General features: G+C 66.3%; 24 protein-coding genes. 19 read left to right on the forward strand and 5 right to left on the reverse strand.

All coding sequences use genetic code 11. The features are described 5' to 3' along the window. Positions 1-9: 9 nt before the first annotated feature. The 8 genes from P8934_RS04385 (at position 10) to P8934_RS04420 (ending at position 8,226) form a co-directional block, all read left to right on the forward strand. A complete protein-coding gene (locus P8934_RS04385) occupies positions 10-1,140 on the forward strand; it encodes a response regulator (protein WP_278033110.1) in 1,131 nt (376 codons plus the stop codon). After that, on the forward strand, positions 1,137-1,931 hold the full coding sequence (locus tag P8934_RS04390) for a sulfite exporter TauE/SafE family protein (protein WP_278033111.1): 795 nt from the start codon (positions 1,137-1,139) through the stop codon (positions 1,929-1,931). Before P8934_RS04385 ends, P8934_RS04390 begins: the two co-directional genes overlap by 4 nt. 25 nt (positions 1,932-1,956) lie before the next feature. Further along, positions 1,957-2,745 (forward strand): prolipoprotein diacylglyceryl transferase, encoded by a 789-nt coding sequence (lgt, locus tag P8934_RS04395; protein WP_278033112.1) that lies wholly within the window; start codon positions 1,957-1,959, stop codon positions 2,743-2,745. A gap of 254 nt (positions 2,746-2,999) precedes the next feature. Next, a complete protein-coding gene (locus tag P8934_RS04400) occupies positions 3,000-3,830 on the forward strand; it encodes a thymidylate synthase (RefSeq protein WP_278033113.1) in 831 nt (276 codons plus the stop codon). 14 nt (positions 3,831-3,844) lie between these two features. Next, the gene (locus P8934_RS04405) at positions 3,845-4,369 is read left to right on the forward strand and encodes a dihydrofolate reductase (RefSeq protein ID WP_278033994.1); all 525 of its coding nucleotides are present in this window, start codon (positions 3,845-3,847) and stop codon (positions 4,367-4,369) included. A gap of 131 nt (positions 4,370-4,500) precedes the next feature. Further along, on the forward strand, positions 4,501-5,595 hold the full coding sequence (locus P8934_RS04410; protein WP_278033114.1) for a ProQ/FINO family protein: 1,095 nt from the start codon (positions 4,501-4,503) through the stop codon (positions 5,593-5,595). A gap of 409 nt (positions 5,596-6,004) precedes the next feature. Next, positions 6,005-7,093: a porin gene (locus tag P8934_RS04415; protein ID WP_278033115.1), complete on the forward strand. Its 1,089-nt coding sequence runs from the start codon at positions 6,005-6,007 to the stop codon at positions 7,091-7,093. 92 nt (positions 7,094-7,185) lie between these two features. Next, positions 7,186-8,226: a hypothetical protein gene (locus P8934_RS04420; RefSeq protein WP_278033116.1), complete on the forward strand. Its 1,041-nt coding sequence runs from the start codon at positions 7,186-7,188 to the stop codon at positions 8,224-8,226. Positions 8,227-8,310: 84 nt separating this feature from the next. Here P8934_RS04420 and P8934_RS04425 read toward each other — a convergent pair whose 3' ends face one another. From P8934_RS04425 to P8934_RS04435, 3 genes are all read right to left on the reverse strand, one after another. Next, the gene (locus P8934_RS04425) at positions 8,311-8,529 is read right to left on the reverse strand and encodes a hypothetical protein (RefSeq protein ID WP_278033117.1); all 219 of its coding nucleotides are present in this window, start codon (positions 8,527-8,529) and stop codon (positions 8,311-8,313) included. A gap of 183 nt (positions 8,530-8,712) precedes the next feature. Next, positions 8,713-9,885 (reverse strand): hypothetical protein, encoded by a 1,173-nt coding sequence (locus tag P8934_RS04430; RefSeq protein WP_278033118.1) that lies wholly within the window; start codon positions 9,883-9,885, stop codon positions 8,713-8,715. 378 nt (positions 9,886-10,263) lie between these two features. Further along, positions 10,264-11,418 carry a DcaP family trimeric outer membrane transporter gene (locus P8934_RS04435; RefSeq protein ID WP_278033119.1) on the reverse strand — a complete coding sequence of 385 codons (1,155 nt, stop codon included), beginning with the start codon at positions 11,416-11,418 and terminating at the stop codon, positions 10,264-10,266. Positions 11,419-11,808: 390 nt separating this feature from the next. Between P8934_RS04435 and fnr the strand changes: the two genes are divergently transcribed. Both fnr and P8934_RS04445 read left to right on the forward strand, forming a co-directional pair. Beyond that, on the forward strand, positions 11,809-12,558 hold the full coding sequence (gene fnr / locus P8934_RS04440) for a fumarate/nitrate reduction transcriptional regulator Fnr (RefSeq protein ID WP_278033120.1): 750 nt from the start codon (positions 11,809-11,811) through the stop codon (positions 12,556-12,558). 176 nt (positions 12,559-12,734) lie between these two features. Beyond that, positions 12,735-14,744, forward strand: a complete 2,010-nt coding sequence (locus P8934_RS04445; protein ID WP_278033121.1) for a TonB-dependent receptor — start codon at positions 12,735-12,737, stop codon at positions 14,742-14,744. A 58-nt stretch (positions 14,745-14,802) separates the two neighbouring features. Here P8934_RS04445 and ligD (P8934_RS04450) read toward each other — a convergent pair whose 3' ends face one another. Both ligD (P8934_RS04450) and ligD (P8934_RS04455) read right to left on the reverse strand, forming a co-directional pair. After that, positions 14,803-15,690, reverse strand: a complete 888-nt coding sequence (gene ligD, locus P8934_RS04450) for a non-homologous end-joining DNA ligase (RefSeq protein WP_278033122.1) — start codon at positions 15,688-15,690, stop codon at positions 14,803-14,805. Then, positions 15,687-16,688: a non-homologous end-joining DNA ligase gene (ligD, locus tag P8934_RS04455; protein ID WP_278033123.1), complete on the reverse strand. Its 1,002-nt coding sequence runs from the start codon at positions 16,686-16,688 to the stop codon at positions 15,687-15,689. Before ligD (P8934_RS04455) ends, ligD (P8934_RS04450) begins: the two co-directional genes overlap by 4 nt. Before the next feature lie 800 nt (positions 16,689-17,488). Here ligD (P8934_RS04455) and phnC point away from each other — a divergent pair. From phnC to phnK, 9 genes are all read left to right on the forward strand, one after another. After that, positions 17,489-18,316 carry a phosphonate ABC transporter ATP-binding protein gene (phnC, locus tag P8934_RS04460; protein WP_278033124.1) on the forward strand — a complete coding sequence of 276 codons (828 nt, stop codon included), beginning with the start codon at positions 17,489-17,491 and terminating at the stop codon, positions 18,314-18,316. 88 nt (positions 18,317-18,404) lie between these two features. Then, positions 18,405-19,430 (forward strand): phosphonate ABC transporter substrate-binding protein, encoded by a 1,026-nt coding sequence (gene phnD / locus P8934_RS04465; protein ID WP_278033125.1) that lies wholly within the window; start codon positions 18,405-18,407, stop codon positions 19,428-19,430. 57 nt (positions 19,431-19,487) lie between these two features. Further along, positions 19,488-20,279 carry a phosphonate ABC transporter, permease protein PhnE gene (gene phnE, locus P8934_RS04470; protein WP_278033126.1) on the forward strand — a complete coding sequence of 264 codons (792 nt, stop codon included), beginning with the start codon at positions 19,488-19,490 and terminating at the stop codon, positions 20,277-20,279. A gap of 23 nt (positions 20,280-20,302) precedes the next feature. Then, a complete protein-coding gene (phnF, locus tag P8934_RS04475) occupies positions 20,303-21,046 on the forward strand; it encodes a phosphonate metabolism transcriptional regulator PhnF (RefSeq protein WP_278033127.1) in 744 nt (247 codons plus the stop codon). Further along, positions 21,043-21,501: a phosphonate C-P lyase system protein PhnG gene (phnG, locus tag P8934_RS04480; protein ID WP_278033128.1), complete on the forward strand. Its 459-nt coding sequence runs from the start codon at positions 21,043-21,045 to the stop codon at positions 21,499-21,501. Before phnF ends, phnG begins: the two co-directional genes overlap by 4 nt. Before the next feature lie 2 nt (positions 21,502-21,503). Beyond that, positions 21,504-22,139 (forward strand): phosphonate C-P lyase system protein PhnH, encoded by a 636-nt coding sequence (phnH, locus tag P8934_RS04485; protein ID WP_278033129.1) that lies wholly within the window; start codon positions 21,504-21,506, stop codon positions 22,137-22,139. Further along, positions 22,124-23,275, forward strand: coding sequence for a carbon-phosphorus lyase complex subunit PhnI (locus P8934_RS04490; RefSeq protein WP_278033130.1), 1,152 nt, complete (start codon positions 22,124-22,126; stop codon positions 23,273-23,275). The genes phnH and P8934_RS04490 overlap by 16 nt, the downstream gene beginning before the upstream one ends. Further along, positions 23,272-24,126: an alpha-D-ribose 1-methylphosphonate 5-phosphate C-P-lyase PhnJ gene (locus P8934_RS04495; protein WP_278033131.1), complete on the forward strand. Its 855-nt coding sequence runs from the start codon at positions 23,272-23,274 to the stop codon at positions 24,124-24,126. Before P8934_RS04490 ends, P8934_RS04495 begins: the two co-directional genes overlap by 4 nt. Then, positions 24,123-24,941: a phosphonate C-P lyase system protein PhnK gene (phnK, locus tag P8934_RS04500; RefSeq protein ID WP_278033132.1), complete on the forward strand. Its 819-nt coding sequence runs from the start codon at positions 24,123-24,125 to the stop codon at positions 24,939-24,941. Before P8934_RS04495 ends, phnK begins: the two co-directional genes overlap by 4 nt. Positions 24,942-24,952: the final 11 nt, after the last annotated feature.

A 24,952-nucleotide genomic window follows, 5' to 3' on the forward strand; every position in this document is an offset into this window, starting at 1 on the left:
GGGATGACAATGCAGGACGACATTCGCCTGGACCGCCTCTGGTCGCGCCTGGTCTGGCCGATCCTCTGGCCGGTGCTGTTCGCCCAGGCCATTCTGGTGGTGCTCTGCCTGGTAGTCGGGGGCATGCTGTGGTCGATGATGCCCGCCCACGCCTCCTGGGGCGCCACCTTCTGGTTGCTGCTGGCGCTGCTGCTGGGCAGCAGCCTCAACGTGGCGGTCTTCCTGACGCTGCTGCGACAACGCCTGCGCGGCATCCAGCGCGATGTCAACGACGCCCTGGCCGGCATCGAGGCCTGGCTGGCCCGCCACCAGCGACCTCAGCCCGGCGACAAGCTGCCCCTCCCCAGGCGCCTGTCGGCCCTGGCGGAGGCCTGCCAGGCGCTGGTCGAGGGCTGGCAGCGCGACCTCGAGGAGAGCCGGGCCGCCGAGCGGCGCCTGGCTGGTGATCTCCAGGCCCGCAATGGCCAGCTCGAGCGGCTGGAGGCCGGCCGGGTGCGGGCCCGCGAGGAGTCGCGCCTCAAGTCCGGCTATCTCTCCCACCTGCAGCAGTCGCTGGCCCCGCTGATGGGCTCGCTCTCGGAGGTGCTCGAGAGCGATGCCCTGCGCCAGTGCGGCGGCGACCGGGACCATGCCGCGCTGCTGGCTCTGCGCGAGCGGCTGGCCGATGCCGTGGTGTTGCTGGAGAACCTCGGCGAGACCGCCGGCACGTCTGCGGCGCCTTCCCGACCGCTCCCCTACGGCAAGGGGCGGGTGCTGATCGTCGATGATGGCCCGGTGAACCTGACCCTGGCACGCCAGGTGCTGGAGCGTCAGGGGCTCGACGTCGAGACGGCCACCAGCGGCGAGGAGGCCCTGTCCCGGCTGGAAGGGGCCCCCTTCGACCTGGTGCTGATGGATATCTTCATGCCCGGCATGGACGGCGTGGAGACCAGCCGGCACTGGCGCGACCGTGAGGCCGAAGGGGCTGCCCGCCAGAGAAGCATCCTGGTGGCGCTGACCGCCAACGCCAGCGACGAGGATCGCCGGCGCTTTCGCCAGGCCGGCATGGACGACTTCCTTGCCAAGCCCTATCGTCCCCAGTCGCTGGTCGACCTGGTGCGGCGCTGGCTGCCCGGCGCGATGGCGCCCGGTCCAGCATGAGCCTGCTGGCAAGCCTGGCCGGCTACCTGGTCCTGGGCATGCTGGCCGGCACCATGGCTGGCCTCTATGGCGTGGGCGGTGGTCTGATCATCGTGCCGGCCCTGACGCTGGCCTTCGGGCTCCAGGGCGTGGCCCCGGACGTGACCATGCACCTGGCGGTAGGCACCTCGCTGGCCACCATCGTGGTCACCGGGGCCTCCTCGGCCTGGGGACACTTCCGTCGCGGCAGCATCCGCCGCGACTGGTTCCTGGCCCTGCTGCCGGGGCTGATGCTCGGTGCGATCGCCGGGGTCTTCGTCGCCGGCAGCCTTTCCGGCGGGCGGCTGGGGACCCTGTTCGGGCTGTTCGTGATCCTGGTCGCCCTGAAGATGGCGCTGGGGCGCGGCCCCCGGCCCGGCAGCGTGGCCCCGGGGCGTGCCGTGATGGGCGTGGCGGGTGCAGTGATCGGTGGCGTCTCGGCGCTCTTCGGCATCGGCGGCGGCACCCTCAGCGTGCCCTGGCTGTCGCGCTGCGGGGCCACCATGACCCAGGCTGTGGGCACCTCCTCGGCGTGCGGGCTGCCCATTGCGCTGTTCGGCGCGACCACCTTCGTGGCCGTGGGGTGGGGCAACCCGCTGCTGCCCGCCGGGGCCGCCGGCTTCGTGATGCTGCCGGCCTTGCTGGGCATCGTGCTCGCCAGCGTGCCCTTCGCGCGCCTCGGCGTCCTGCTGGCCCACCGCCTCTCGCCCCGCACGCTGCGCCTCTCCTTCGCCGCCCTGTTGACGGCGGTGGGCCTCAAGTTCCTCCTCTGACACTTCCGTTACCCAAGGGCCTTGCATGCTGAACTATCCCGATATCGACCCCGTGGCCATCTCCCTCGGTCCCTTTCAGGTCCACTGGTATGGCCTGATGTACGTCGTCGGCTTCGTCGCCGCCTGGTTCCTGGGGCGCCGGCGGGCCGAGCGCATCGGCCTGACCCGCGACGACGTGGGCGACCTGCTGTTCTATGCCGCTATCGGCGTGGTGGTCGGCGGCCGGCTCGGCTACGCGCTCTTCTATGGCCTCGCCCAGTGGCTCGCCGACCCGCTGTGGATCTTCCGCGTCTGGGATGGTGGTATGAGCTTCCACGGCGGCCTGGTGGGGGTGCTGCTCGCCGCCCTGTGGTTCGCCAGGAAGAAGCGACTGGCCTTCTTCACCCTGACCGATTTCGTTGCCCCCCTGGTGCCCATCGGCCTGGGGGCGGGGCGCATCGGCAACTTCATCAACCACGAGCTTCCCGGCCGCGTGACCGGGCTGCCCTGGGGCATGCCCTTTCCCGGCATGGGGCCCGAGCCGCGCCACCCCTCGTCCCTCTACGAGGCGCTGCTGGAGGGGGCCGTGCTCTTCGTGGTGCTGTGGTGGGTCTCGGCCCGGCCGCAGCGCCGCGGGCTGGTTTCCGGGCTCTTCCTCGTGCTCTACGGCGCCTTCCGCTTCCTGGTGGAGTTCGTGCGCCTGCCGGATGCCCATATCGGCTACCTGGCCTTCGGCTGGGTGACCATGGGCATGCTGCTGACGCTGCCGATGATCGCCGCCGGACTGGCGCTGATCGCCTGGTCGCGCCGGCAGCCGGTGGATGTGAAAGAATGAGGGGCAGGGACAAGGGAGCAAAGAGCAAGGAGCAAGGAGCAAGGAGCAAGGAGCAAGGAGCAAGGAGCAAGGAGCAAGGAGCAAGGAGCAAGGAGCAAGGAGCAAGGAGCAAGGAGCAAGGAGCAAGGAGCAAGGAGCAAGGAGCAAGAACGAGCGACGGAGTGCTTTCGTGATAATCTGGAGGGTTGGCCCTCTATGCCTTCAGGGAGTGTCGCCGGGTGTGTAGAATCCTTGCTCCTACACACCCTACCCAGATGAACGCCGTGACCGACCAGAAGCTCCCCGCTCTCGAACAGCCCTATCTCGACCTGATGCGCCAGGTGCTCGACCGCGGCGTGGAGCGCGACGACCGCACCGGCGTCGGCACCCGCTCGCTGTTCGGCCACCAGATGCGTTTCGACCTCGCGCGCGGCTTCCCGCTGGTCACTACCAAGAAGCTGCACCTGCGCTCGATCATCCACGAGCTGCTGTGGTTCCTGGCCGGCGACACCAACATCGCCTACCTCAAGGCGAACGGGGTGCGCATCTGGGACGAGTGGGCCGACGAGAACGGCGACCTCGGCCCGGTCTACGGCTACCAGTGGCGCAGCTGGCCCGACCCCCGCGGCGGCCATGTCGACCAGATCGCGAAGCTTCTCGAGCAGATCCGCGAGAACCCGCGCTCAAGGCGGCTGATCGTCTCGGCCTGGAACCCGGCGCTGGTGGACGAGATGGCCCTGCCGCCGTGCCACTGCCTGTTCCAGTTCTACGTGGCCGAGGGGCGGCTCTCCTGCCAGCTCTACCAGCGCAGCGCGGACATCTTCCTGGGCGTGCCCTTCAATATCGCCAGCTACGCGCTGCTCACCCAGATGATCGCCCGGGTCTCGGGGCTCGAGCCCGGCGACTTCGTGCACACCCTGGGTGATGCCCACCTCTACCTGAATCACCTCGAGCAGGCCGAGGACCAGCTCTCGCGCACGCCGCGCGAGGCACCGCGGCTGGTGCTTGACCCGGGCGTCACCGACCTCTTCGATTTCCGCTTCGAGCATATCGCCATCGAGGGCTACGACCCCCATCCCCATATCAAGGCCGAGGTGGCCGTATGAGCGAGACCCCTGGCATGACCGACGAGACCCTCATCCCCGTGGCGATGATCGCCGCGCTCTCCCGCAACCGGGTGATCGGGGTGGACAACGCGCTGCCCTGGTACCTGCCGGAGGACCTCCGGTTCTTCAAGCGCATGACCCAGGCCAAGCCGCTGGTGATGGGGCGCAAGACGTATGAGTCCATCGGCCGGCCGCTGCCCGGGCGGCTCAACATCGTGGTGACCCGCGACCCCGACTTCCAGCCCGAGGGCGTGCGGGTCTGCCATGACCTCGCCTCCGCGTTGCGCCTCGCCGACCAGCAGGCCACCATCGATGGCGTCGAGGAGATCATGGTGATGGGCGGCGCGCAGATCTACGCCCAGGCGCTGCCCTTCGCCAGCCGGCTCTATCTCACCGAGGTTGATATCGAGGTGGAGGGCGATGCCCGTTTCCCCGAGCTCGACACGACCGAATGGGAGGAGGTGCAGCGCGTGCCCGGCGAGCCCGCCGAGGGCCAGCCGGCCTACCACTTCGTGCAGTACCGTCGGTGTGAAGGGTAGCGACGTTGACGCCGTCGCCGGCCGGCGACATTTGTCACCGCGCCACGCCTGGCACAGACTGAGCAGCAGGTGCCATAGCCTTCGGCCGTGGCCCGAATAATCACCGGGAAGGCGCACTGGAGGGCCAGGACTTGATCGAGGAACGCTCAACCCGCCTGCTGGAACAGCTGGAGAGCCGCGCTGCGGCCTTGCTGGGCGTATTGCGGGAATCCCGCGTCCAGCAGGATGCCCTGCAGTCTCGGCTGGCCGAGCTGGAACGCCGTCGCGTCGAGCTGGAGGCGAGCAATGCCGAACTGGCCGCCGAGGTCCGCGAGGAGCAGGCCGGTCGGGAGGCCCTGGCGACACGTTGCGGCGAGCTGGAAGCGCGTCTTGCCGAGCTGGAGGCCACCCGCCTGGAGCTCGCCGAGGAGAACCGCGAGCTCGACGAGCAGAATCGCGAACTCGAGGCGCACAACCGACGGTTGCTGGAACGCGAGCCCGCCGAGGCCCCGGCGTCGCTCTTCCATCGCCAGGCGCGCCGCGCCCAGGGGCTCTCCGCGCTGATCGGCCATCGCCCCCGGCAGCCCGATATCGGCGAGGCCGCTGGCGAACCCCCGGCCACTCCCGAGAAGACCGCTCCGCCGGCGCCGGAGCCGCCACAGGCTGACCCCGAGCCCGCCGTTGAAGCGAAGCCCGCGGGCGAGGCGTCCTCCGATGAGGCGCCTTCCCCCCAGGCGCTGCTCGACCAGTGGTACCAGCGCTACTCCTCGACCTTCTTCAAGGGCCACACCCGACCGCTCAAGGTCGGCATCCACGAGGAGCTGACCGCGCGCGAGCCCTGGCCCGAGAAGCTGGTGCGCCGGGCGCTGGCCTGCTATGTCAACCTGCCGCGCTACCTCAAGTCCGTGCGCGAGGGCGCCGAGCGCCTCGACCTGGCCGGCGAGCCGGCGGGGCGGGTGGATGCCGCGGCCGCCGAACATGCCCACAAGAAACTCGAGCGGCTGCAGGCCGACCGCCGCCAGAAGGGCCGCCCGGCCCGGCAGCGCGGCAGGAAGGCGGATACCGCCAAGGGCGGCAAGCCCTCCGCCGAGGCACCCCGGCCTGACGCGGCCAGGACCGCCGCTCCCTCCTCGAACCGGGCTCCCGCCGCGGCCGAGGGTGCCGGGCATGGCGCCACGCCGCGCCAGGAGCCCGCCACCCTGGAAGAGAAGCTCTCCGCGCTGCTCGCCAAGCACAACCAGCGTTGATGCGCTGACTTGCTCTCGTCATATTCGCGGGGCATGATAAACCTGCTCATCGCGCCAGGTACCTGATTCGCTTGCCGGATCGCCGTGGCTGGCGGAAGGGGTACCGGGCTCGCCGGGATGGCGCCCGAACCGCAAGGCTGGAGGAGACATCGGAGAACGGTGTTCGCAGCGAAGGAAAACAGTGTTTTTTTCTTGTTGCGTTCCCGTATATCCCGGTATAGAGTTCCTCTTGCGAGCATTGGACTATAACTAAGGCTTTGCCGAGGTCTGGCTCGCGACCTGCCACCTCCCGGGAGGGAGCCCGCAGGCACGAGAACCGGCACCAAGACCGGCCAAGCCCGCTGACCCGCTCACCAAGAACGGGCAGCCACGATCGAAACAGCAAGCTAGTCAATAAGGAACTATCGCAATGAAAAAGACACTGTTAGCGACTGCTATCGCCGGTGCCCTGGCCGCTTCCGGCGCCCAGGCCGCCACCGTCTACAACCAAGACGGCACCAAGCTCGACATCTACGGCAACATCCAGATTGCCTACTTCGACATCGAAACCGCTGTTGAAAATGATGCCGGTGAAGTGGTTGGCGCCGAGTCCAGGGACCAGATCGCCGACAACGGCACTACCTTCGGTTTCGCCGCCGAGCACGTCATCAGCGAGGGCCTCACCGGCTACCTGAAGCTCGAGTTCGACGACATCAAGGCCGACGAAATGAAGACGGCTACTGATGCCAACGATTCCGGCGACCAGGCCTATGTCGGCCTGAAGGGCAACTTCGGTGACGTTCGTCTCGGTTCCTACGACCAGCTGATCGACGACTGGATCCAGGACCCGATCACCAACAACGAAGGTTTTGACGTTTCTGATTCCACCACCGCCCACGGTGGCGGCGCCAATCAGGAAACCGACAAAGTTACCTACACCTCGCCCTCCTTCAGCGGCTTCCAGTTTGCCGTGGGTACCCAGTACAAGGGCGACGCTGAGCAAGAAAACATCGACGACTCCAGCAGCGCCTCTGCCTTTGGCGGCGTGAAGTATACCGCTGGAGCCTTCTCCATCGCCGCTGTGTACGATAACCTGGAAAATCTCCAGTACACTGATACCGACACCGGCGAAGTCGACAGCGTAGGTAACCAGTACGGTATCACCGCCCAGTACACCGTTGATACCCTGCGCCTGTCTGCCAAGGTTGAGCGCTTCGATTCAGACATTGAAGACGGTGACGACACCAACTTCTATGCGCTGGGCGCGCGTTACGGCTACGGTAACGGCGATATCTACGCTGCCTACCAGTACGTCGACGTGGGCGCCGGTACCTTCCTCTCCGAACTGGATGAGTCACTCCAGGATGAGCAGGATCGTGACGAGACCTATAACGAGGTCATCCTCGGTGCCAACTACAACATTTCCGACGCCATGTATGTCTGGTCTGAGTACGCGATGTACGATCGTGAATTCGACGAGAAAGACGCCCTCGGTGTCGGCGTGACCTACCTGTTCTAAATCCTCTGGCAGGTTAACCCTGCTTGATGAGTGGAACATCGAAAGCCGATCCTCAATGGATCGGCTTTTTTCATTGCCTGATGCGAGGTCCCATGAAACAGCCGATTATCACCGCCAGCCTGCTGACACTGGGTCTGTCCCTCGGGAGTGCTGCGGCGCTGGCCAGCGAGATGGAAGAGCGTTTCCGCGAGGAGGGCCGGCAGCTCGATCTTACCGGCTTCCTGCAGGCCGACAACGACGCCCGTAGTCGAAGCTTCCTTTACGGCAGCCCGCACGAGCATGACTTCACGGTCAACGAGGCCGGCCAGTATCTTTTCGAGAGCCGAGTTCCAGGCGGGTTCTCCGAGGACTATCGTGTGGCGGCCGTACTGCTGGACGATCAAGGGCAGGAGATCGCGCGCGGCGAGGCGCTGGGCCAGAACGGCGGCCTGGCCATGAGGCAGCGCCTGCAGCCCGGTGACTACACACTACGCGTGGAAGGCCGAAAGTTCGGCACTCGCAGCAAGGCGGGTAACAGTTTCTATATCACCGTCTCGGGACTGGATAGCCAGGGCCGTCGACTGGAGGATGGCGTCAGCGATGGCCAGGGGTTCGCCTTTACCGGAAACGGCCGTGAGGGCAGTCGCAGCGTCTTCGTGCGTAACCGGGACGACGTGGCGACCATTGCTGCGCCGAGCCAGGAGGCAGCTGCCGGCGCGGCGGCTGGGACAGCGGCCGCTACCGCTGATGCACCCGAAGTAGCGGAAGCCGCTGCCCAGACAGCGCAAGAGCCAGCGAGGCAAGAAGCCGAAGCGTCGGCACGCAGCTTCGAGACCATTGTCACCGACGTCAAGATCCGGGCGAGTGGCGAAGTGTTGACTTTCGAGGTGGCCGAGCGCGGCACCGTCGCGATCACCACCTCGACCTACCCCAGCGGCTACGAGGACACCTACCGCATCGAGCTGGAGGTGCTCGACGAGGCCGGTCGCGTGGTAGCCGAAGGCGCCGGTCAGGGCTTCGATGGTGATGTCGACATGACCACCGACCTGGCACCCGGTCGCTATCGCATTCGCGTGCAGGGCCAGAAGTTCGGATCATCCATGACCGGGGTGAATAACTACGAGCTCAAGGTGCAGCAGCTGGATCGCCGGTAACCCTTTCCAGCGCCACGACATGACGGGCCCCCGGCGCATTTTGCGTCGGGGGCCTCGTTGTAATGCCTCAGGGTTCTGAGGTCGTCAGGCATCCTGGTCGTCTATGATCATCTGGAGCATCTCCTCGAGCGCCTCGACTTTTTCCTCGAGTGCCTCGACCTTGCCCTCCTCTTCGCTTGTCTGGATGTATTGGTCGTTGATCTTGGCCATATGCTCCTCGATGGTTTCGGAGTCCATGGCCAGGGCGGAACCGGCCATCATCAGGCTGGTAAGCAGGCCGGCAAACAGCAGCTTCATCTTCATGGTGACACCTCATGGTCTTGCGGTGAGAGGAAGAGACCTGTCGTCAGGTCTTGCTGCTTGGTGTCACCGCCTTGGCCAGGCTTACATGGCGATGCGTGTTTGCCATTGAGCCGTTGTCATGAGGAAGCCCCGGCCGCCCGGCCGGGGTAAGGGTATCGCTGCATGGCATCGGTGTTCTCACCGCTAGAAGCGATACATCACCATGCCCTGCAGGCGCAGGGCATCGCCGTCGCGGCCGTCGACCACCTCACGAGTGTGGTAGCCCGCTTCCACGCCGTAGCTGACGCGCTCGATGGGTGACCAGATATAGTTCAGGTGCACCGCCTCAAACTGCTCGTTGGCGCCCTCCACGCCAGCGATGCCGGCCTCCCGGGCGTCGTCCAGGTCGGTCCTGGAGATGCCGTAGCCCAGGTTGATGGCCCCCGGGCCGGCGGCCAGGCTCATGCCGACGTTGGCGCCCCAGGCCTCGAGGATCTCGATGCTGCCATCCTCCAGGTAGCCGGGTGCCGAGGGGTTGTTCTGCAGGTATTCACCGATGCCGTCACCCCAGGTCACGGCGCCACGCAGGGTCAGGCGCTCCGTGGCTGGATAGCGGGCGGCCAGGTTGAGCCCCCAGCCGGTGGCGCTGTCGTCCACGCCTTGCCCTTCGACCTCCAGCTGGCGCGCCATGGCCGAGGCGGAGTAGTGCAGGCCGCCGGCCTGGTTCTGGTAGCGCAGGGTCAGGTCGGGCAGGCCGCTCTTGGCGTCGTCATGTTCGTTGTAGATGCCCCGCTTGGGGTTGAAGCTCGTGGCGACGCCGTCCTTGTAGTCCTCGGGGTCAGGATTCTCCAGGGCGATGTGCCAGTTGGCCCGGGAGAAACGCAGCTGCGCCTTTCGACCCGCCTTGCTCTGGCCCGGCTGGGGGGCGAAGTCGATGGTGGGGGTCTTGCCCAGCAGGCTGCCGAAGTTGGTCCAGGTCTTGCCCGCCAGCACGCCGTTCCAACTGCCGTAGGCATGGCGCAGGCGCAGGTCGCCGCCCTCAGGGGCATTGTCGAACCAGTCCACCTCCACCTGGGTCTTGAGCTGGCTTCCACCCATGGGGGTGGTGGTCATGAAGCCGATGCGGCTCTGGTAGGCGTGCAGGGTGGTGTGGCCATCGCTGCCGGACTGGCCATCGATCAGGATCCGCGGCCGGGCTACCAGGTCGCCGAGTTCATTGTCGATGTCATGGATCATGTCCAGCTTGGCGTAGCCATAAAGGCTGGCGGTGGTGTCTCCCGCCTCGAAATCGATGGCATGGGAGGCCGAGGCGAAGACGAGCGCCAGGGTGCCGGTAGCAAGCAGCGCGGCGGACTTGAGGTCGGAGTGGTGTTTCATCAGGCATCTTCCTTCTGCGGGTTCGCCTCCGTGGCGGAGGAGGTGCGGCGGCGTCCCTGGTTCCCCTGATGATCCCGGTGCCGCCAATGGATGCCATGCTAACCATCTCGGCACTCCCGGCCCATGGGGGAATGGAAGGAAAAGCTTGATATCGATCAAAAAACAGCATGATCTGTTTTATAGAGCCTGTATTGCAGGACAATCACTGGATTAATGCGATTAAGCAGCCATTAATGCCTTGTTCTATATCAGCTGATTGGCACATGCGCACAAAAAACCCCGGCCAGCTGGCCGGGGTGAAAGGATCGAATATGCGGCTGCTTGTGTCGTAAAGCGCTATCGCAATGATGGCGGGGCGGGCCCCGCCATCGGCTCGGCTTAGAAGCTGTACATCACCATGCCCTGGATGCGAGTGGCATCGCCGTCGCGATCATCCTTGGTCTCGCGGCTGGCCCAGCTGGTCTCGATGCCGTAGCTGATGCGCTCGGCCGGCGACCAGATGTAGTTCAGATAGGCTGTCTCGTGTGTGTCAGTGCCAGAGATTTCCTCGTCGTCCAGATCGACGGTGGCGACGTTATAGGAGGCGTTGATGGCACCGGGACCGGCCTTGAGGCTGACGCCGATGGTACCGCCGGTGCTCTCGAGGGTTTCGAGTTCGCCATTGCTGGCCAGGTAGGCCGGGGAAGACTGTGGGCTGACGTTCAGGTAGCCGCCCATGCCGTCGCCATGGGTCACGCCAGCACGCAGGGTCAGCGCCTCGGAGACGTCCATAGCGGCTTCCAGGGCCATGCCCCAGCCAAAGGCCGAGTCATCGTCTACGTCAGCAGCCGGATAGGCTTCGGCATCGTATTCGAGTCGGCGCAGTACGGCGGAGGCGGAGTACTTGAAGGGGCCGGAGGTGTCGGTATAGCGCGCGGTCAGGTCAGGCATGCTGCTCTTGGCAACATCTTCTTCACCTTCAACCGTGTCGACCAAGGCTGTTTCGGAGCCACCCAGAGTGTCCGGGTCCTCGATGGCCATGGAGAAGTTGCCGGCTGTGTAGCGCAGCTGAGGCTGGCGGGCCTGATTGGCTACGCCGGGAGGGCCGGTGAAGTCGACGGTCGGGGTGCCGGCCACAAAGCCGTAGAAGTTGGTCCAGGTCTGGCCGGCCAGGATGCCGTCCCATGAGCCGTATGCGTGACGCAGGCGGAAGGAGCCGCCGCCGCTGCCATAGAAGTCACCCTCGATGCGGGTCACCAGGTCGCTGCCCGAGACCGGCGTGCTGGTCTGGAAGCCGATGCGGCTCTGGTAGGCATGCATATTGAAGTGGCCATCCTGGCTGGGCTCGTCGTCCAGGGCAATATTGCTGTGGCCGATGGAGTTGCCCAGGTCGGCATCCACGTCGTAGATGATATCCAGCTTGGCGTAGCCATAGACGCTGGCGGTGGTGTCGCCCACCTCGAAATCGACGGCATGGGAAGCGCTGGCCACGGCGAGGGCCAGGGCGCTGGCGGAGAAGATGGCGGCGTGCTTGACGCGTTTTTGAATTGTCACTTGCGGTTCCTTTCGATGCGTGGCTGCCCCTGCAGGAGGCAGATCGTTTATTGTATTGACCTTGACGTCAACGTAACTTGTGCGCATAGCGAAGATACGTTCGGCGTCAGAACTCAACATATCGACCTAGAATCGGACTGACAATCGGACATGTCATTTTTACGACAAAAGGATGAGGAACCTTTCTGTAAGGCTGTGAGGGGCATGTTCTCCGGCACACAGGCGACGCTGCTCTTGCCATCGCGCTCCTGAAGGCAGGCGGTAACGTGGCACTGTCATTTTGTATCGCTGCTTCCTGAACTACGCTTGATGACTGTCAAGGCAACTTCGGTGCCGTGGAGTCGGGCCGGGCCTTGAACGATCCGGTCGTCAAGGAACAGGGAGTTCACCATGACCCATCTTCCCACCGGCCAGGCGGCGATGCCGTCGGGCCAGGTGTCGCGCTGTCAGGGCTGCAGCCTCTGTACGCATTGCCTGCCGCTGGGGCTGGCCGCTGAGGACCTGGAGCAGTTTGATGCCATCATCCGCCGTCCTCGGCCACTCAAACGTGGGGCGCTGCTGATGCGCCAGGGGCAGCCCTTCACCAGCCTCTACGTGGTGCGCTCGGGAAGCTTCAAGCAGGTGGTGGGCGACGTCGGGTATCGCGAGAATGTGACCCATTTCCTGCTTCCCAGTGAAATGGCAGGGCTGGACGCGGTCGGCGAGGCGATCCACCCGACCAGCGTGGTGGCGCTGGAGAGCAGCTTCGTCTGCGAACTGCCGTTCGCCTCACTGGAGGCGCTGGGTAACCGGCTGCCGGCGCTGCGCGGGGCGTTCTACCGCTGCATGAGCCAGGAACTCCACCGCGACCAGCGCCTGCATTGCCTGCTTGCCTTCGCCACCGCAGAGCGACGCCTGGCAAGCTTCCTGATGGATATGTCAGAGCGTCATGCCGCGCGGGGCTACTCGCCCTATGGCTTCCAGTTGGCCATGTCGCGGGCCGACATCGGCAGCTTCCTGGGGCTGGCGCTGGAGACCGTCAGCCGCCTGATGAGCCGCTTCCAGCGGCATGGCCTGCTCGAGCTGAGGGGACGAGAGGTGACCCTGTTGGACCTGACGGCCCTGGAGGCCCTGGCCGAGGAGGCCGAGAACCGCCGCTGAACGAGGGTGAACGCCTCGGGGACATTCGTGACCCATCCCGAACCCGAGGTGTATCCCCGCTGGGTCGCACGCTACGTCCGCGATATGCCCATGCGGCATCCTGACCCATTTCGGGTCATTTCATCCCGACTTAATATTCCCGTGCCTTATAAACTGATTCGAAAGAGCACGGGACCATGACTACGCCAATCCTTCGCCGCCTGCCGTTGGTGGCCTGCATCGCCGCTGGCTGGGCCGGTGTTGCCCAGGCCGAGACCGAGACCCTCGCCACCATGATCATCGAGGGGAGCGCCGGCGTGCCCGGTGAGCTCTCGATCGCGCCCCGCCAGTCCCCCGCGCCGGCGGCGGATGCCGGCGAATGGCTGCGCCGGATCAATGGCATCGAGGCGGTGCGCATGGGCGGGCACGGCCTCGACCCGGTGATCCGTGGCCAGCAGGGCAATGCGCTGAATATCCTGATGGATGGGGGCTACGTCTTCGGCGGTTGTCCCAACCGCATGGACCCGCCCACCGCCTATGCGCCGCTGCACAGCTTCGACCGGGTGACGGTGAGCAAGGGCGTGACTACCCTGCAGCACGGTGCCGGCGGCAGCGGGGGCACCGTGCTCTTCGAGCGCACCACGCCGGACTTCGACGGTGGCGACGTCCAGCAGCAGGGCAGCGTGGGGGCGAGCTACGACGACAACGGCGAGCGCGCCGGCCTCTATGCCAACCTGGTCGCCGGCAACGAGAACGGCTACTGGCGGCTGTTCGGCGAGCACCAGGAGGCCAACGACTACGAGGATGGCGATGGCCGGCGCATCCACAGTGGCTTCGAGACCACCAGCGGTGGCCTGACCCTCGGGTTCACGCCTACAGCCGACACTGAGGTGGCGTTCGGCTACGAGGGCGTGCGGGAACGCGACGTCAAGTTCGCCGGCGCCGGCATGGACTCCCCGGAGAGCGACAACGACACCCTGCGGGTACGCCTCGACCACGCCTTCTCCGACACCCTGCGGATGGAAAATCGCCTGCAGTTCACCACCATCGACCACGTGATGGACAATTATTCTCTGCGTGAAGCGCCGATGATGAAGATGCGCTCGCCCACCGAGTCCGACACCCTCACCTGGAAGAGCATGGTTGTGCGGCAGCTGGCTGACAGCGACCTTCGCTTCGGGGTCAACGTGCTGCAGAACGTGCGCGACGCGCGGATCATCAACGACACCGCGGACAAGGTGGCCTTCCTCTCCTGGCCCGACGTGACCACCCGCCAGTCCGGCGTGTTCGCCGAACTGGACCATTACCTGGGCGAGCGCACCACCGTTAGCGGCGGCCTGCGACTGGACTACTCCGAGGCCAGCGCCGATGCCGCCGACCAGGCCAGCGACACCGGCGTGGTGGCGGCCGATCTCTACCGCCGCGAGTATGGCGCGGCGGGCGACCTGGACCACGACGCCTGGCTGGTGGGGGCCTTCCTGCGCGGCGAGCAGCGCCTGAGCGACACCGACACCCTCTACGCCAGCCTGAGCCGTGCCGAGCGCGACGCCGACGCCACCGAGCGCTACTTCGCCAAGGAGGACTGGGTGGGCAACCCCGGCCTCGACCCCGAGGTGCACCACCAGCTGGACGTGGGGCTGGAGCGGCGACTGGCCAGGGGCGGCGTCGAGGTGGCGGCCTTCGCCGACCGCGTCGACGACTATATCTTCCGCGACACGCGGGATGGCGTCAGCGTCTACCGCAATATCGACGCCACCCTCTACGGCGTGGAGCTCTCCGGCGATCTGCGCTGGGCGCATCATTGGGAGACCCGCGGCCAGCTGAGCTGGGTGCGCGGTGACAACCTGGATGACGGCGGGGCCCTGGCGGATATCGCCCCGCTGCGTGGCCAGCTCTCTCAGTTCCATGTTCGCGAGGCCTGGGAAGCCGGCATCACGGCCCGCTTCTCCGACGCCCAGGACCGCCTGGGGCCGGACGAGGTGGCCACGTCGGGCTATGTGGTGCTGGATGCCGAGGCGGCCTGGCGCTGGCAGGCCATGACCCTGCGTGCCGGGGTCAGCAACCTGCTCGACAAGACCTACAGCGACTTCCTCAACCGCAACCGCAGCGCCAGCGACCCCTTCCTTGCCGAAGATCCGGAGAGCCTGGCCCTGCCCCTGAACGAGCCGGGCCGCAGCCTCTGGGTGGGCGTCGACTATACCTTCTAGCTCGACAGGGTGACGTGGCTGGCGGGCGTGCCTGGGCAGCGGGGAGGCGTGATGCTCCTCAGCTGACGGCCTCCGCCAGGCGCTTCGCCCCGATGCGTCGACGCTTGAAGTGGTGCCAGGGATCCTCGACCTGGCCGAGGCGCTGGAAGACGTTCTTCAGGGTATAACGGTCCGGCAGGAGATCGCTGTCTTCCAGTTCGTCCGCGCGGATCGGCATCGCGACCGGGGCGCCTTCCCTGGCGCGCACCGAGTAGGGCAGGACCGCCGTCTGCCCATAGTCGTTACGCAGCACGTCGATGTAGACCTTGTCGCCTCGCTTCTCCTTGCGCTGCTCCAGCGTGGTTTCCGCGGGCATCTCCTCGTGCAGCTTGCGGGCGAGCGCCTTCGCCCACTCCTTGACCGTGCTGAAATCCCGTTCGGGGCGAATCGGAATGTGGGCGTGCAGCCCCCTCGAGCCCGTCGTCTTCCAGAAGGCGTTAAGTGCCAAGGAATCAAGCAAATCGCACAACCCCAGGGCCACCCTTCGCACCTTGTCGAAATCGTCGTCGGAGGGATCGAAATCGACAATGAGCTGGTCCGGCTTCTCGAGGTCCGCCTCCGTGGAGAGTGCCGCGTGGATCTCGATCACGTTTTGCCCGGCGAAGTACACCAGGTCGGCCGCCTCGTCGGCGCTGGACATGAGAGCGGCCTTTCTGCCGGCGTCGCGGGTGGGCACCTCGATACGCCTGATGAAGTCGGGAAAATGGTCGGGCGCATGCTTGTTGAAGAACCCCGCCTCGCCGATGCCTTCCGGAAAGGCGCGAAGGGTCAGCGGGCGGCCCTCCGCGTAAGGCAGCAAGCGCTCGGCGATTCGCGCGTAGTAATCGGCGAGCTCACCCTTGGTGATGCCCGTATCCGGGAACAGCACCTTGTCGGGGTGTGAAATCTCGACCTGGTTGGGTTTCATTGGGCGGTCTCCCTCCTGACCTCCTGGGGATCCTTGTCGTTGCGCAGGCCAAGGAAGCGCGGATGTCGCAGACGGCCATCCTGCGTCCATTCCGTGAATCCCACCTCGCCGACGAACCTTGGTTCGATCCAGTGGATGTCCGCGTCCTCCTCCATGTCATCGGCGTAGGGCGACGTATCGCGCTCCTCGCGCTGCATGGTCTTGTGGAAGGATGTCAGGAATGCCTCGTCGAAGCCGGTACCCACGCGGCCCGCATAGCGAAGCGCGCCGTCCTCGTAGTAACCGAGCAGCAGCGCGCCGAAGCCGACCCGCTCGCCTTTCGGCTCCGTATAGCCGGCGATCACCATTTCCTGGCGGTGGCCGCACTTGAACTTCAACCAGCTCCTGGAGCGCCCGTGCACGTAAGGGGACCGGGCATCCTTCGCGATCAGGCCTTCCCAGCCCTTCTTCGACGCCTCCTTGAGATAGGCCTCTCCCTGCTCGTTGCGGTGCGGCAGAAGGCGCAGGGGCGACGCCCACTCGAACGCCCTTCGCAGGACCTTCTTTCGCTCCCGTAGGGGGAGGTCGGTCAGGTCGTAACCCTCGAGGTAGAGGATGTCGAAGGCGTAGGCGTAGACCGGAAATTCCCTGAGGATGTCTGCATCGGGCGCCTTACGGTGGATGCGCTTCTGCAGTCGTTTGAAACTGGTCACCTTCCCGTCGAAGGTCACGATCTCCGAATCGAGGATAAAGTCCCCGTCGAGCTTGCTTACCGCTTCCGCGATCTCGGGGTAGGTGTGGTTTTTCCGCTTCTCGTTCCGCGAGTAGAGCGCCACCGTGCGCCCCTTCTTGTGCAGCAGGCAGCGCTCGCCGTCGAGCTTGCGCTCGTAGATCCAGTCGGGGTCGGAAAAGGGCTCGTCCACCAGCGTCGCCTTCATCGGCTCGACGAAACCGGGCTGCGAAGCCTTCTTCATCTTCGCGCGGGCATTCTCGGAGAGGGCCTTCAGGGCGTCATGCATCCTCGTGCTCCTCCGCGTCGACCTCCTGCAGCAAGCAGGAGGTCGTCATCGAATCCGGCTCGGTACTCGTCGTGTCGCTTACATTATCGCAGCCGGTCTCTGACCACTTCGAGTATAGGGCTTACAGTGGGGTAGGGTCCCGGCGCCTATGGAGGCAAGCCGGCGATGGTGTCGCCCAATCGTCTGGGTCGCCGACTTGACGTGCCGGCACCCAATGTCGCCTGGGTCACCGGCATCACCCATATCTGCACCCACGAGGGCTGGCCCTATTTGTCGGTGTCACCGACTTATCCTCGTGCCAAGTCATGGACTTGTCGATGAAGCCGCGCATGGCTACCGACCTGGCCTTGGATGCCTTGCTGACAGCCGTCTGGCGCCGCAAGCCCAGGGGGTTGTCATGGTGTCCTCCGACAGCAAGAACGTATCACGCGCCGAACCTATTCGAACCGGGAAGCCGCCAGGAGCGGTGTGCTCGATTATACCGAGATGTTCTATAGCCTGAGGCGTCGTCACGGCACGAGCGATGACCTGTCACCCATCGAGTACGAACGGCGTTATCCCCATAGCCTGACGGCTGTCTAGAATACCCGGGTGGTTCATATATGACATTTCACGGTCATTCTGATGACGATGAAATGTCAGGTGCTCCTCATGTCTCTGATTCTTAATGGGAGTATTCCTGCTTGGCCAATCTCCCCTAGTGCCAATTCGGTTCTCGTGTCACGAGATCATCATTGTCTAGACAACTGCCGTTAACCTGATGCCACGACACTGATGCCATTCCCAAGAGGAGAGGCGTCATGTCGATTCATAGCATCCTGGTCGATCGGGTCAGCAAGACCTTCGGTCAGCATCCGGTCCTTCGCGAGGTTGGCTTTTCCGTCTCCCCCGGCGAGATGGTCGCCCTGGTGGGACCCTCCGGTTCCGGCAAGTCCACTCTGATGCGCCATATGGCCGGTCTCACCCGCGCCAACCGCGACAGCCACAGCCGCATCGAGGTGCTGGGCCGCGACATCCAGAGCGCCGGCCGCCTGTCTCGCCGCACCCGCACCGAACGCTGCCGCACCGGCTACATCTTCCAGCAGTTCAACCTCGTCGGCCGCCTGAGCGTGCTCACCAACGTGCTGATCGGCCGGCTGGGCAGCATGCCTCGCGGCCGTTCCCTGCTGGGCCGCTTCACGGCCGAGGAAACCCAGCAGGCGCTGCGTGCCCTGGCCCGGGTCGGCATCGACTCCCTGGCCCACCAGCGCGCGAACACCCTCTCCGGCGGCCAGATGCAGCGCGTGGCCATCGCCCGGGTCCTCATGCAGGACGCCGACATCATTCTCGCCGATGAACCGATTGCCTCGCTGGACCCGCGCAGTTCCCGCGAGGTGATGGAGATCCTGGCCCGCATCAACGCCGAGGACGGCCGCACGGTGCTGGTCACCCTGCATCAGGTGGAGGTGGCGCGCCGCTTCTGCCCGCGCACCATCGCGCTGAAGGAGGGCCGGCTCTACTTCGATGGCCCCACCAGCGATCTCACCGATGCCCGCCTCGAAGCGCTCTATGCCAACGCCGGCCTGGATGAGCTGCATGCCCGACCGGCGGCCAACGACATCGGCAGCGCCGTCGGAGCGCTGGGGTAACACCCCGCGCACCAGCAGACCCGAAATGCGACACCCGCCCCATCCCAACCACTGAACGCTCACACGACACCCTCAAGGAGACCTCTCCATGTCCCGCTTCACGCTTCGTCGTTTCGCACTGCCCCTGATCGCCGGTGCCGGCCTCTTCGCCAGCCAGCTGACCCTGGCCGCCGAGGCCCTCAACTTCGGCATCATCTCCACCGAATCCAGCCAGAACCAGGCGGACCAGTGGCAGCCCTTCCTGGACGACATGTCCCGCGAGCTGGGCCGTGAGGTGAAGCCCTTCTTCGCCACTGACTATGCCGCCGTCATCCAGGCCATGCGCTTCGACAAGGTCGACCTGGCCTGGTACGGCAACAAGTCCGCCATGGAGGCCGTCGACCGCGCCGGCGGCGAGATCTTCGCCCAGACCGTCGCCTACAACGGGGCCCCGGGCTACTGGAGCCTGATGATCACCCACCGTGACAGCGACCTCGACAACGTCGAGGAGGTGCTGGAGCGCGCCGACGAGCTGGTGTTCGGCAACGGCGATCCCAACTCCACCTCCGGCTACCTGGTGCCGGGCTACTACGTCTTCGCCAAGAACGGCGTCGATGCTTCCACCGCCTTCAAGCGCACCCTTAACGCCAACCACGAGACCAACGCGCTGACCGTGGCCAACGGCCAGGTCGACGTGGCCACCTTCAACACCGAGAGCATGGAGCGCCTGGAGATCAACCACCCGGAGAAGGCCGAGCAGCTCAAGGTGATCTGGAAGTCGCCGCTGATCCCGTCCGACCCGCTGGTATGGCGCAAGAACCTGCCCGAGGAGCTCAAGGCCGACTTGAGTGAGTTCTTCTACTCCTACGGCGAGACCGACGCCCAGCGCGAGATCCTTGAACCGCTGCAGTGGTCGGGCTTCGACGAATCGGACAACGACCAGCTGCTGCCGATCCGCCAGCTCGAACTCTTCAAGGAGCGTGCCCAGGTCGCCAAGGACGACAGCCTCTCCGCCGAGGAGCGCGAGGCCCAGCTGGCCGAGCTCGATGAGAAGCTCGACGCCCTCAACCAGCGCATGGACGAGCTGCAGGCCAGTGCCGGCGACGCGCCGACCACCGCCATGGCCAGCCAGTAACCCTGACCGCCTAGCGTCATCACGAGGGGCCGTGATGGCCCCTCTTCGGGAGTCTCCATGAACATGCAACACGCCACCCTGAATGCCCAGCTGCCGCGGCGCCGCTGGAGCACGTTGATCGGCTGGGGCGTCACCCTGGCGGTCCTCGGCTGGGCCTGGCAGGGCGCCGAGATGCAGCCGGGCCAACTGGTCGCCAATGCCGACAACATGGCCGAGCTTGCCGGCGACTTCATGCCGCCGAGCCTGGGCAACCTGGGTCACTACATCGATCAGATGCTGGTCACCATCCAGATCGCCATCTGGGGCACGCTGCTCGCGGTGATCTGTGCGGTGCCCTGCAGCCTGCTCTCCTCCGAGAACCTCGCCCCCTGGTGGATCCACCAGCCCATGCGTCGCCTGATGGATGCCTGTCGCGCCATCAACGAGCTGGTCTTCGCCATGCTCTTCGTGGTCGCCGTGGGCTTGGGGCCCTTCGCCGGCACCCTGGCGCTCTTTGTCCATACCACCGGGGTGCTCGCCAAGCTCTTCTCCGAGGCCGTGGAGGCCAGCGACGCCGGCCCCATGGAGGGCGTGCGGGTCACCGGGGCCGGGCGTATCGAGGAGATCGTCTTCGGGCTGATTCCCCAGGTGCTGCCGCTATGGATCTCGGTCAGCCTCTACCGCTTCGAGTCCAATATTCGCTCGGCCACCGTGCTGGGCATGGTCGGCGGTGGCGGCATCGGCGTCGCGTTGTGGGAAACCATGCGCGGATTCCAGTACACCGAGACCGCCACCATTCTGCTGGTGATCATTGTCGCCGTGACGCTGCTCGACATGGTCTCGCAACAGGTTCGCAAGCGCTTCATCTGAAGCGCTCTTTTTCAGGAGCCGACATGTCTAGACAAGCGCTTCGCGAACCCCGCTACCAGGCACTGGCCGACACCCTGGCCCAGGAGGTGCGTACGCACTTCCAGCCCGGCGAATGGCTGCCGGGTGAGACCCACCTGGCCAGGCGTTTCGGCGTCAACCGCCACACCGTGCGCCGGGCGCTCGACGAGCTGGTTCGCGCCGGTCTGGTCACGCGCCACCAGGGCCTCGGTACCCTGGTCGTCGACCGCCGCCTGGACTACGCGGTGAGTGCCGCCAGCAAGGTCACCCATCACCTGGCCGAGCGCGGCATCGCCTCGCGCACGGAGTGCCTGCACCAGGCCATGACGCCCGCCCCGGAGGGCGTGGCCATGCGCTTCGGTGTTGCCGCCGAGACCCCCCTGATCGCCGTGGACACCCTGCGCTGGGTGGACGAGGCCCCGCTGATGCGCCTGCGTCACTGGTTCGACCCCGAGCGCCTTCCCGGCTGGCTGGAGCGCTATCGCGGCGGCTCGACCCGGGCGCTGCTGGATCAGCACTACGGCCTGCGCCTGCACCGCCTGCGCGTGCGCATCGAGGCCGCCGGCGCCGATCGCGACGACCAGCGCCTGCTGTGCTGTGCCGACCAGGCACCGCTGCTCCAGCTGACCAGCGACAACGTGGATGCCGACGGCGCCCTGGTCGAGGTCTCGATCAGCCGTGCCCGGGCCGACCGGCTCGCCTACCACATCGATTTCCCCGACTCACCGACTGACGAGGTGTCTTCATGACCTCTGTACGACGTCAGCGCATCCTCGCGCTGACTCCCCGTGACCGCCTGGCCGAGCACTGGGCTCGACTGGGGATCACCCCCGACTACCGCTGCGTGCGCGGCCCCGAGGTGGGCATGGCCATGGTGCGCGGCCGCATGGGCGGCACCGGCAACGCCTTCAACCTGGGCGAGATGACTCTCACCCGGGCCAGCGTCCAGCTGACCGACGATGACGGCGCGGCTGCCGATGCCAGATCGCCGCTGGGCCATGGCTGGGTGAAGGGACGCGACCCTCGCCATGCCGAGCTGATCGCCCTGGTGGACGCCTGTGCGAGGCGCCACCACTGGCAAGCCGCCATCGAGGAAGGACTGGTGGCTCCGCTGGAGCAAGCGCTCGACGCCAAGCGCGACGAGAATGCCCGGCGCGCCGCGGCGACCCGGGTCGATTTCTTCACCCTGGTCAGGGGAGAGTAACCATGCGCTGGAACGCCTTCGACAACCCCGTGCACGACAGCCAGCGGGTCTATCGCCAGCTGCTCTCGGCGATGGCCGAGCCCGGCACCTTCGCCGAGGTGGGCGGGGCCCCGCTGCCGCCACCCGGGGCCGCTATCGGCACCGCCTGCTGGGCGACACTGCTGACCCTGTGCGACCTCGACACCCGCGTCTGGCTGGCCCCCGAGCTCGATGCCGTCGGCCTCGGCGAGGCCCTGGCCTTCCACACCGGGGCTCGTCAGGCCGAGCGTCCTGACGAGGCCGACCTCGCCCTCGTCACGCCTGCCACCCTGGCCGCAAAGGGCGAGGCTGAGGCACCCGCCTTCCAGGAAGGCAGTGACACTTACCCCGACCGCAGCACCACCCTGGTGGTGATGCTCGACCGCCTGGATACCGCTGGTCCCTGGGCTCTGAGCGGCCCTGGCATTCCCGGCCAGCGGCACCTGGTCGTGGGGCAGGGCGGAGAGGCGCTGATGACGCGGCTCGCCGCCAATCGTGCCCGCTTTCCCCGCGGGCTTGACGCCATCCTCACCTGCGGCACCCGGCTCGCCGCCGTGCCCCGCAGCACCCGTATCACCCGTTCTGCTTCCGAGGAGGTCGACACATGTATGTCGCCGTGAAGGGGGGCGAGCAGGCCATCGCCAATGCCCACCGCTGGCTGGCCGACCGCCGCCGTGGCCCGCGCGAGACGCCGGAGCTTGCTGTCTCCCAGGTCGAGGGACAGCTGCGCCTGGCCGTCTCCCGGGTGATGGCCGAGGCCTCGCTCTACGACCCCGAGCTTGCCGCCCTGGCCATCAAGCAGGCCAGTGGCGACATGGTCGAGGCGGTCTTCCTGCTGCGCGCTTACCGCACCACGCTGCCGCGCCTGGCCGAGACGTTGCCGCTGGACACGTCCGCGATGCGCATCGAACGTCGAATCAGCGCCACCTACAAGGACATTCCAGGTGGCCAGGTGCTGGGCCCGACCTACGACTACACCCACCGTCTGCTGGACTTCCTGCAGCTGGCCAACGCCGAAGTGGCGGCGCCGGCCGCGGCCGAGGAGACTCTGGCCGACTGCCCCCAGGTGCTTGAACTGCTCGACGCCGAGGGGCTGATCGAGCGCGAGGAGGATGACGGCGCCGAGCCCTACGACATCACCCGCGATCCCCCCGACTTCCCGGTGGACCGCGCCACCCGCCTGCAGATGCTGGCCCGGGGCGACGAAGGCTACCTGCTGGCACTGGGCTACTCCACCCAGCGCGGCTACGGCCGCAAACACCCCTTCGCCGGCGAGATTCGCCTCGGCACCGTGGAGGTGGAGATCGCGGTCGAGGAGGGCGACGAGCCGCTGTGCATCGGCGAGATCGAGATCAGCGAGTGCCAGATGATCAACCAGTTCGGCGGCTCGCGGGAGACCGCGCCCCAGTTCACCCGCGGCTACGGCCTGGCCTTCGGCCACAACGAGCGCAAGACCATGGCCATGGCGCTGGTCGACCGTGCCCTGCGTGCCGAGGAGCTGGGCGAGACGGCCGCCGGCCCCGCCCAGCAGGCGGAGTTCGTGCTGGCCCATGCCGACAGCGTCGAGGCCGCGGGCTTCGTCTCCCACCTCAAGCTGCCGCACTACGTCGACTTCCAGTCGGAGCTTGAATTGCTGCGACGGCTGCGCTGCGAGCACGCCACGCGTGCCGATATCGGCTCCGGTGTCGACACGGAGACCAATACCGCCACCTCGAATGCCACCCACAGCGACCCGGTCAAGGAGCAGCAAGCATGACGGCGAGCGAATGCACCGCCAGCGGCTACAACTTCGCCTACCTGGACGAACAGACCAAGCGCATGATCCGTCGCGGCCTGCTCAAGGCGGTGGCGATCCCCGGCTACCAGGTGCCCTTTGGCGGGCGCGAGATGCCGATGCCCTATGGCTGGGGCACCGGCGGCATGCAGCTGACCGCCAGCGTGCTGGGCCAGGACGACGTGCTCAAGGTGATCGACCAGGGCGCCGACGACACCACCAATGCGGTGAGCATCCGCGCCTTCTTCGAGCGCGTGGCCGGTGTCACCACCACCACCGCCACCGGTGAGGCCGACGTGATCCAGACCCGCCACCGCGTCCCCGAACAGCCCCTTCGCCAGGGGCAGCTGCTGATCTTCCAGGTGCCGATCCCCGAGCCGCTGCGCTTCATCGAACCCAGCGAAGAGGAGACCCGGCTGATGCATGCCCTGGAGGAGTACGGGGTCATGCACGTCAAGCTCTACGAGGACATCGCCCGCCACGGCCATATCGCCACCACCTACGCCTACCCGGTCAAGGTGGACGGGCGCTACGTCACCGACCCCTCGCCGATCCCCAAGTTCGACAACCCCAAGCTGCACATGAATGAGGCGCTGATGCTGTTCGGGGCCGGGCGCGAGAAGCGCCTCTACGCCATCCCGCCCTACACGCGGGTGGAGAGCCTGGACTTCGAGGACCACCCGTTCGAGGTCCAGCAGTGGGATGCCCCCTGCGCCATCTGCGGGGCGCGCGACACCTTCCTCGACGAGGTGATCACCGACGACCAGGGCGGGCGCATGTTCGTCTGCTCTGATACCGACTACTGCCAGTCACGTGTTGAGGAGGTGGCATGAAGCGTCCCGACCTTGATCGCGCCACGCTGCTCGAAGCGCGTGGCGTCTCACGTCTCTACGGCCCCGGCAAGGGCTGCGAGGCCATCGATATCCGCCTGCACCGCGGTGAGGTGCTCGGGATCGTCGGCGAGTCCGGCTCCGGCAAGTCGACACTGCTGCGTCTGCTCGCCGGGATGGAGCGCCCCGATGCCGGCCAGGTGGTCTATCACTCAGTCGCCGCCCAGGGCCGCGACGGAGCCGGCCACGAGGGCGAGCTCGACCTCTACGCCATCGGCGAGGCCCGCCGTCGCGCGCTGCTGCGCATGGAGTGGGGCCTGGTGCACCAGAACCCCCGCGATGGCCTGCGCCTGGGCGTCTCGGCCGGGGCCAACATCGGCGAGCGCCTGATGGCCCTGGGCGAGCGCCACTATGGACAGCTGCGTGCCGCCGGCCAGGACTGGATGGGGCGTGTCGAGCTCGACCCGCGGCGCATCGATGACGCCCCGAAGACCTTCTCCGGCGGCATGCAACAGCGCCTGCAGATCGCCCGCACCCTGGTCACCCGCCCCAACCTGGTGTTCATGGACGAGCCCACCGGGGGGCTGGATGTCTCCGTGCAGGCCCGGCTGCTCGACATGCTGCGCACCCTGGTACGCGAGCTCGGCCTTTCGGTGATCCTGGTCACCCATGACCTGGCGGTGGCCCGCCTGCTGGCCCATCGCCTGATGGTGATGCGCCGTGGCCAGGTGGTGGAGACCGGCCTGACCGACCAAATCCTCGACGATCCCCAGCACGCCTATACACAGCTGCTGGTGTCGTCGGTCCTGACCCCGTGAAGAGGCCTGCC

Source organism: Halomonas sp. CKK8 (assembly GCF_029625235.1).
GTDB classification, from domain to species: Bacteria; Pseudomonadota; Gammaproteobacteria; order Pseudomonadales; family Halomonadaceae; genus Halomonas; species Halomonas ventosae.

Excerpts from the sequence above, each read along its gene's own strand:
- P8934_RS04385 (WP_278033110.1), top strand. The coding sequence starts at position 10 with ATGCAGGACGACATTCGCCTGGACCGCCTCTGGTCGCGCCTGGTCTGG.
- P8934_RS04390 (WP_278033111.1), top strand. The coding sequence starts at position 1,137 with ATGAGCCTGCTGGCAAGCCTGGCCGGCTACCTGGTCCTGGGCATGCTG.
- lgt (WP_278033112.1), top strand. The coding sequence starts at position 1,957 with ATGCTGAACTATCCCGATATCGACCCCGTGGCCATCTCCCTCGGTCCC.
- P8934_RS04400 (WP_278033113.1), top strand. The coding sequence starts at position 3,000 with ATGAACGCCGTGACCGACCAGAAGCTCCCCGCTCTCGAACAGCCCTAT.
- P8934_RS04405 (WP_278033994.1), top strand. The coding sequence starts at position 3,845 with ATGACCGACGAGACCCTCATCCCCGTGGCGATGATCGCCGCGCTCTCC.
- P8934_RS04415 (WP_278033115.1), top strand. The coding sequence starts at position 6,005 with ATGAAAAAGACACTGTTAGCGACTGCTATCGCCGGTGCCCTGGCCGCT.
- P8934_RS04420 (WP_278033116.1), top strand. The coding sequence starts at position 7,186 with ATGAAACAGCCGATTATCACCGCCAGCCTGCTGACACTGGGTCTGTCC.
- P8934_RS04425 (WP_278033117.1), bottom strand. The coding sequence starts at position 8,529 with ATGAAGATGAAGCTGCTGTTTGCCGGCCTGCTTACCAGCCTGATGATG.
- P8934_RS04430 (WP_278033118.1), bottom strand. The coding sequence starts at position 9,885 with ATGAAACACCACTCCGACCTCAAGTCCGCCGCGCTGCTTGCTACCGGC.
- fnr (WP_278033120.1), top strand. The coding sequence starts at position 11,809 with ATGACCCATCTTCCCACCGGCCAGGCGGCGATGCCGTCGGGCCAGGTG.
- P8934_RS04445 (WP_278033121.1), top strand. The coding sequence starts at position 12,735 with ATGACTACGCCAATCCTTCGCCGCCTGCCGTTGGTGGCCTGCATCGCC.
- ligD (WP_278033122.1), bottom strand. The coding sequence starts at position 15,690 with ATGAAACCCAACCAGGTCGAGATTTCACACCCCGACAAGGTGCTGTTC.
- ligD (WP_278033123.1), bottom strand. The coding sequence starts at position 16,688 with ATGCATGACGCCCTGAAGGCCCTCTCCGAGAATGCCCGCGCGAAGATG.
- phnC (WP_278033124.1), top strand. The coding sequence starts at position 17,489 with ATGTCGATTCATAGCATCCTGGTCGATCGGGTCAGCAAGACCTTCGGT.
- phnD (WP_278033125.1), top strand. The coding sequence starts at position 18,405 with ATGTCCCGCTTCACGCTTCGTCGTTTCGCACTGCCCCTGATCGCCGGT.
- phnE (WP_278033126.1), top strand. The coding sequence starts at position 19,488 with ATGAACATGCAACACGCCACCCTGAATGCCCAGCTGCCGCGGCGCCGC.
- phnF (WP_278033127.1), top strand. The coding sequence starts at position 20,303 with ATGTCTAGACAAGCGCTTCGCGAACCCCGCTACCAGGCACTGGCCGAC.
- phnG (WP_278033128.1), top strand. The coding sequence starts at position 21,043 with ATGACCTCTGTACGACGTCAGCGCATCCTCGCGCTGACTCCCCGTGAC.
- phnH (WP_278033129.1), top strand. The coding sequence starts at position 21,504 with ATGCGCTGGAACGCCTTCGACAACCCCGTGCACGACAGCCAGCGGGTC.
- P8934_RS04490 (WP_278033130.1), top strand. The coding sequence starts at position 22,124 with ATGTATGTCGCCGTGAAGGGGGGCGAGCAGGCCATCGCCAATGCCCAC.
- P8934_RS04495 (WP_278033131.1), top strand. The coding sequence starts at position 23,272 with ATGACGGCGAGCGAATGCACCGCCAGCGGCTACAACTTCGCCTACCTG.
- phnK (WP_278033132.1), top strand. The coding sequence starts at position 24,123 with ATGAAGCGTCCCGACCTTGATCGCGCCACGCTGCTCGAAGCGCGTGGC.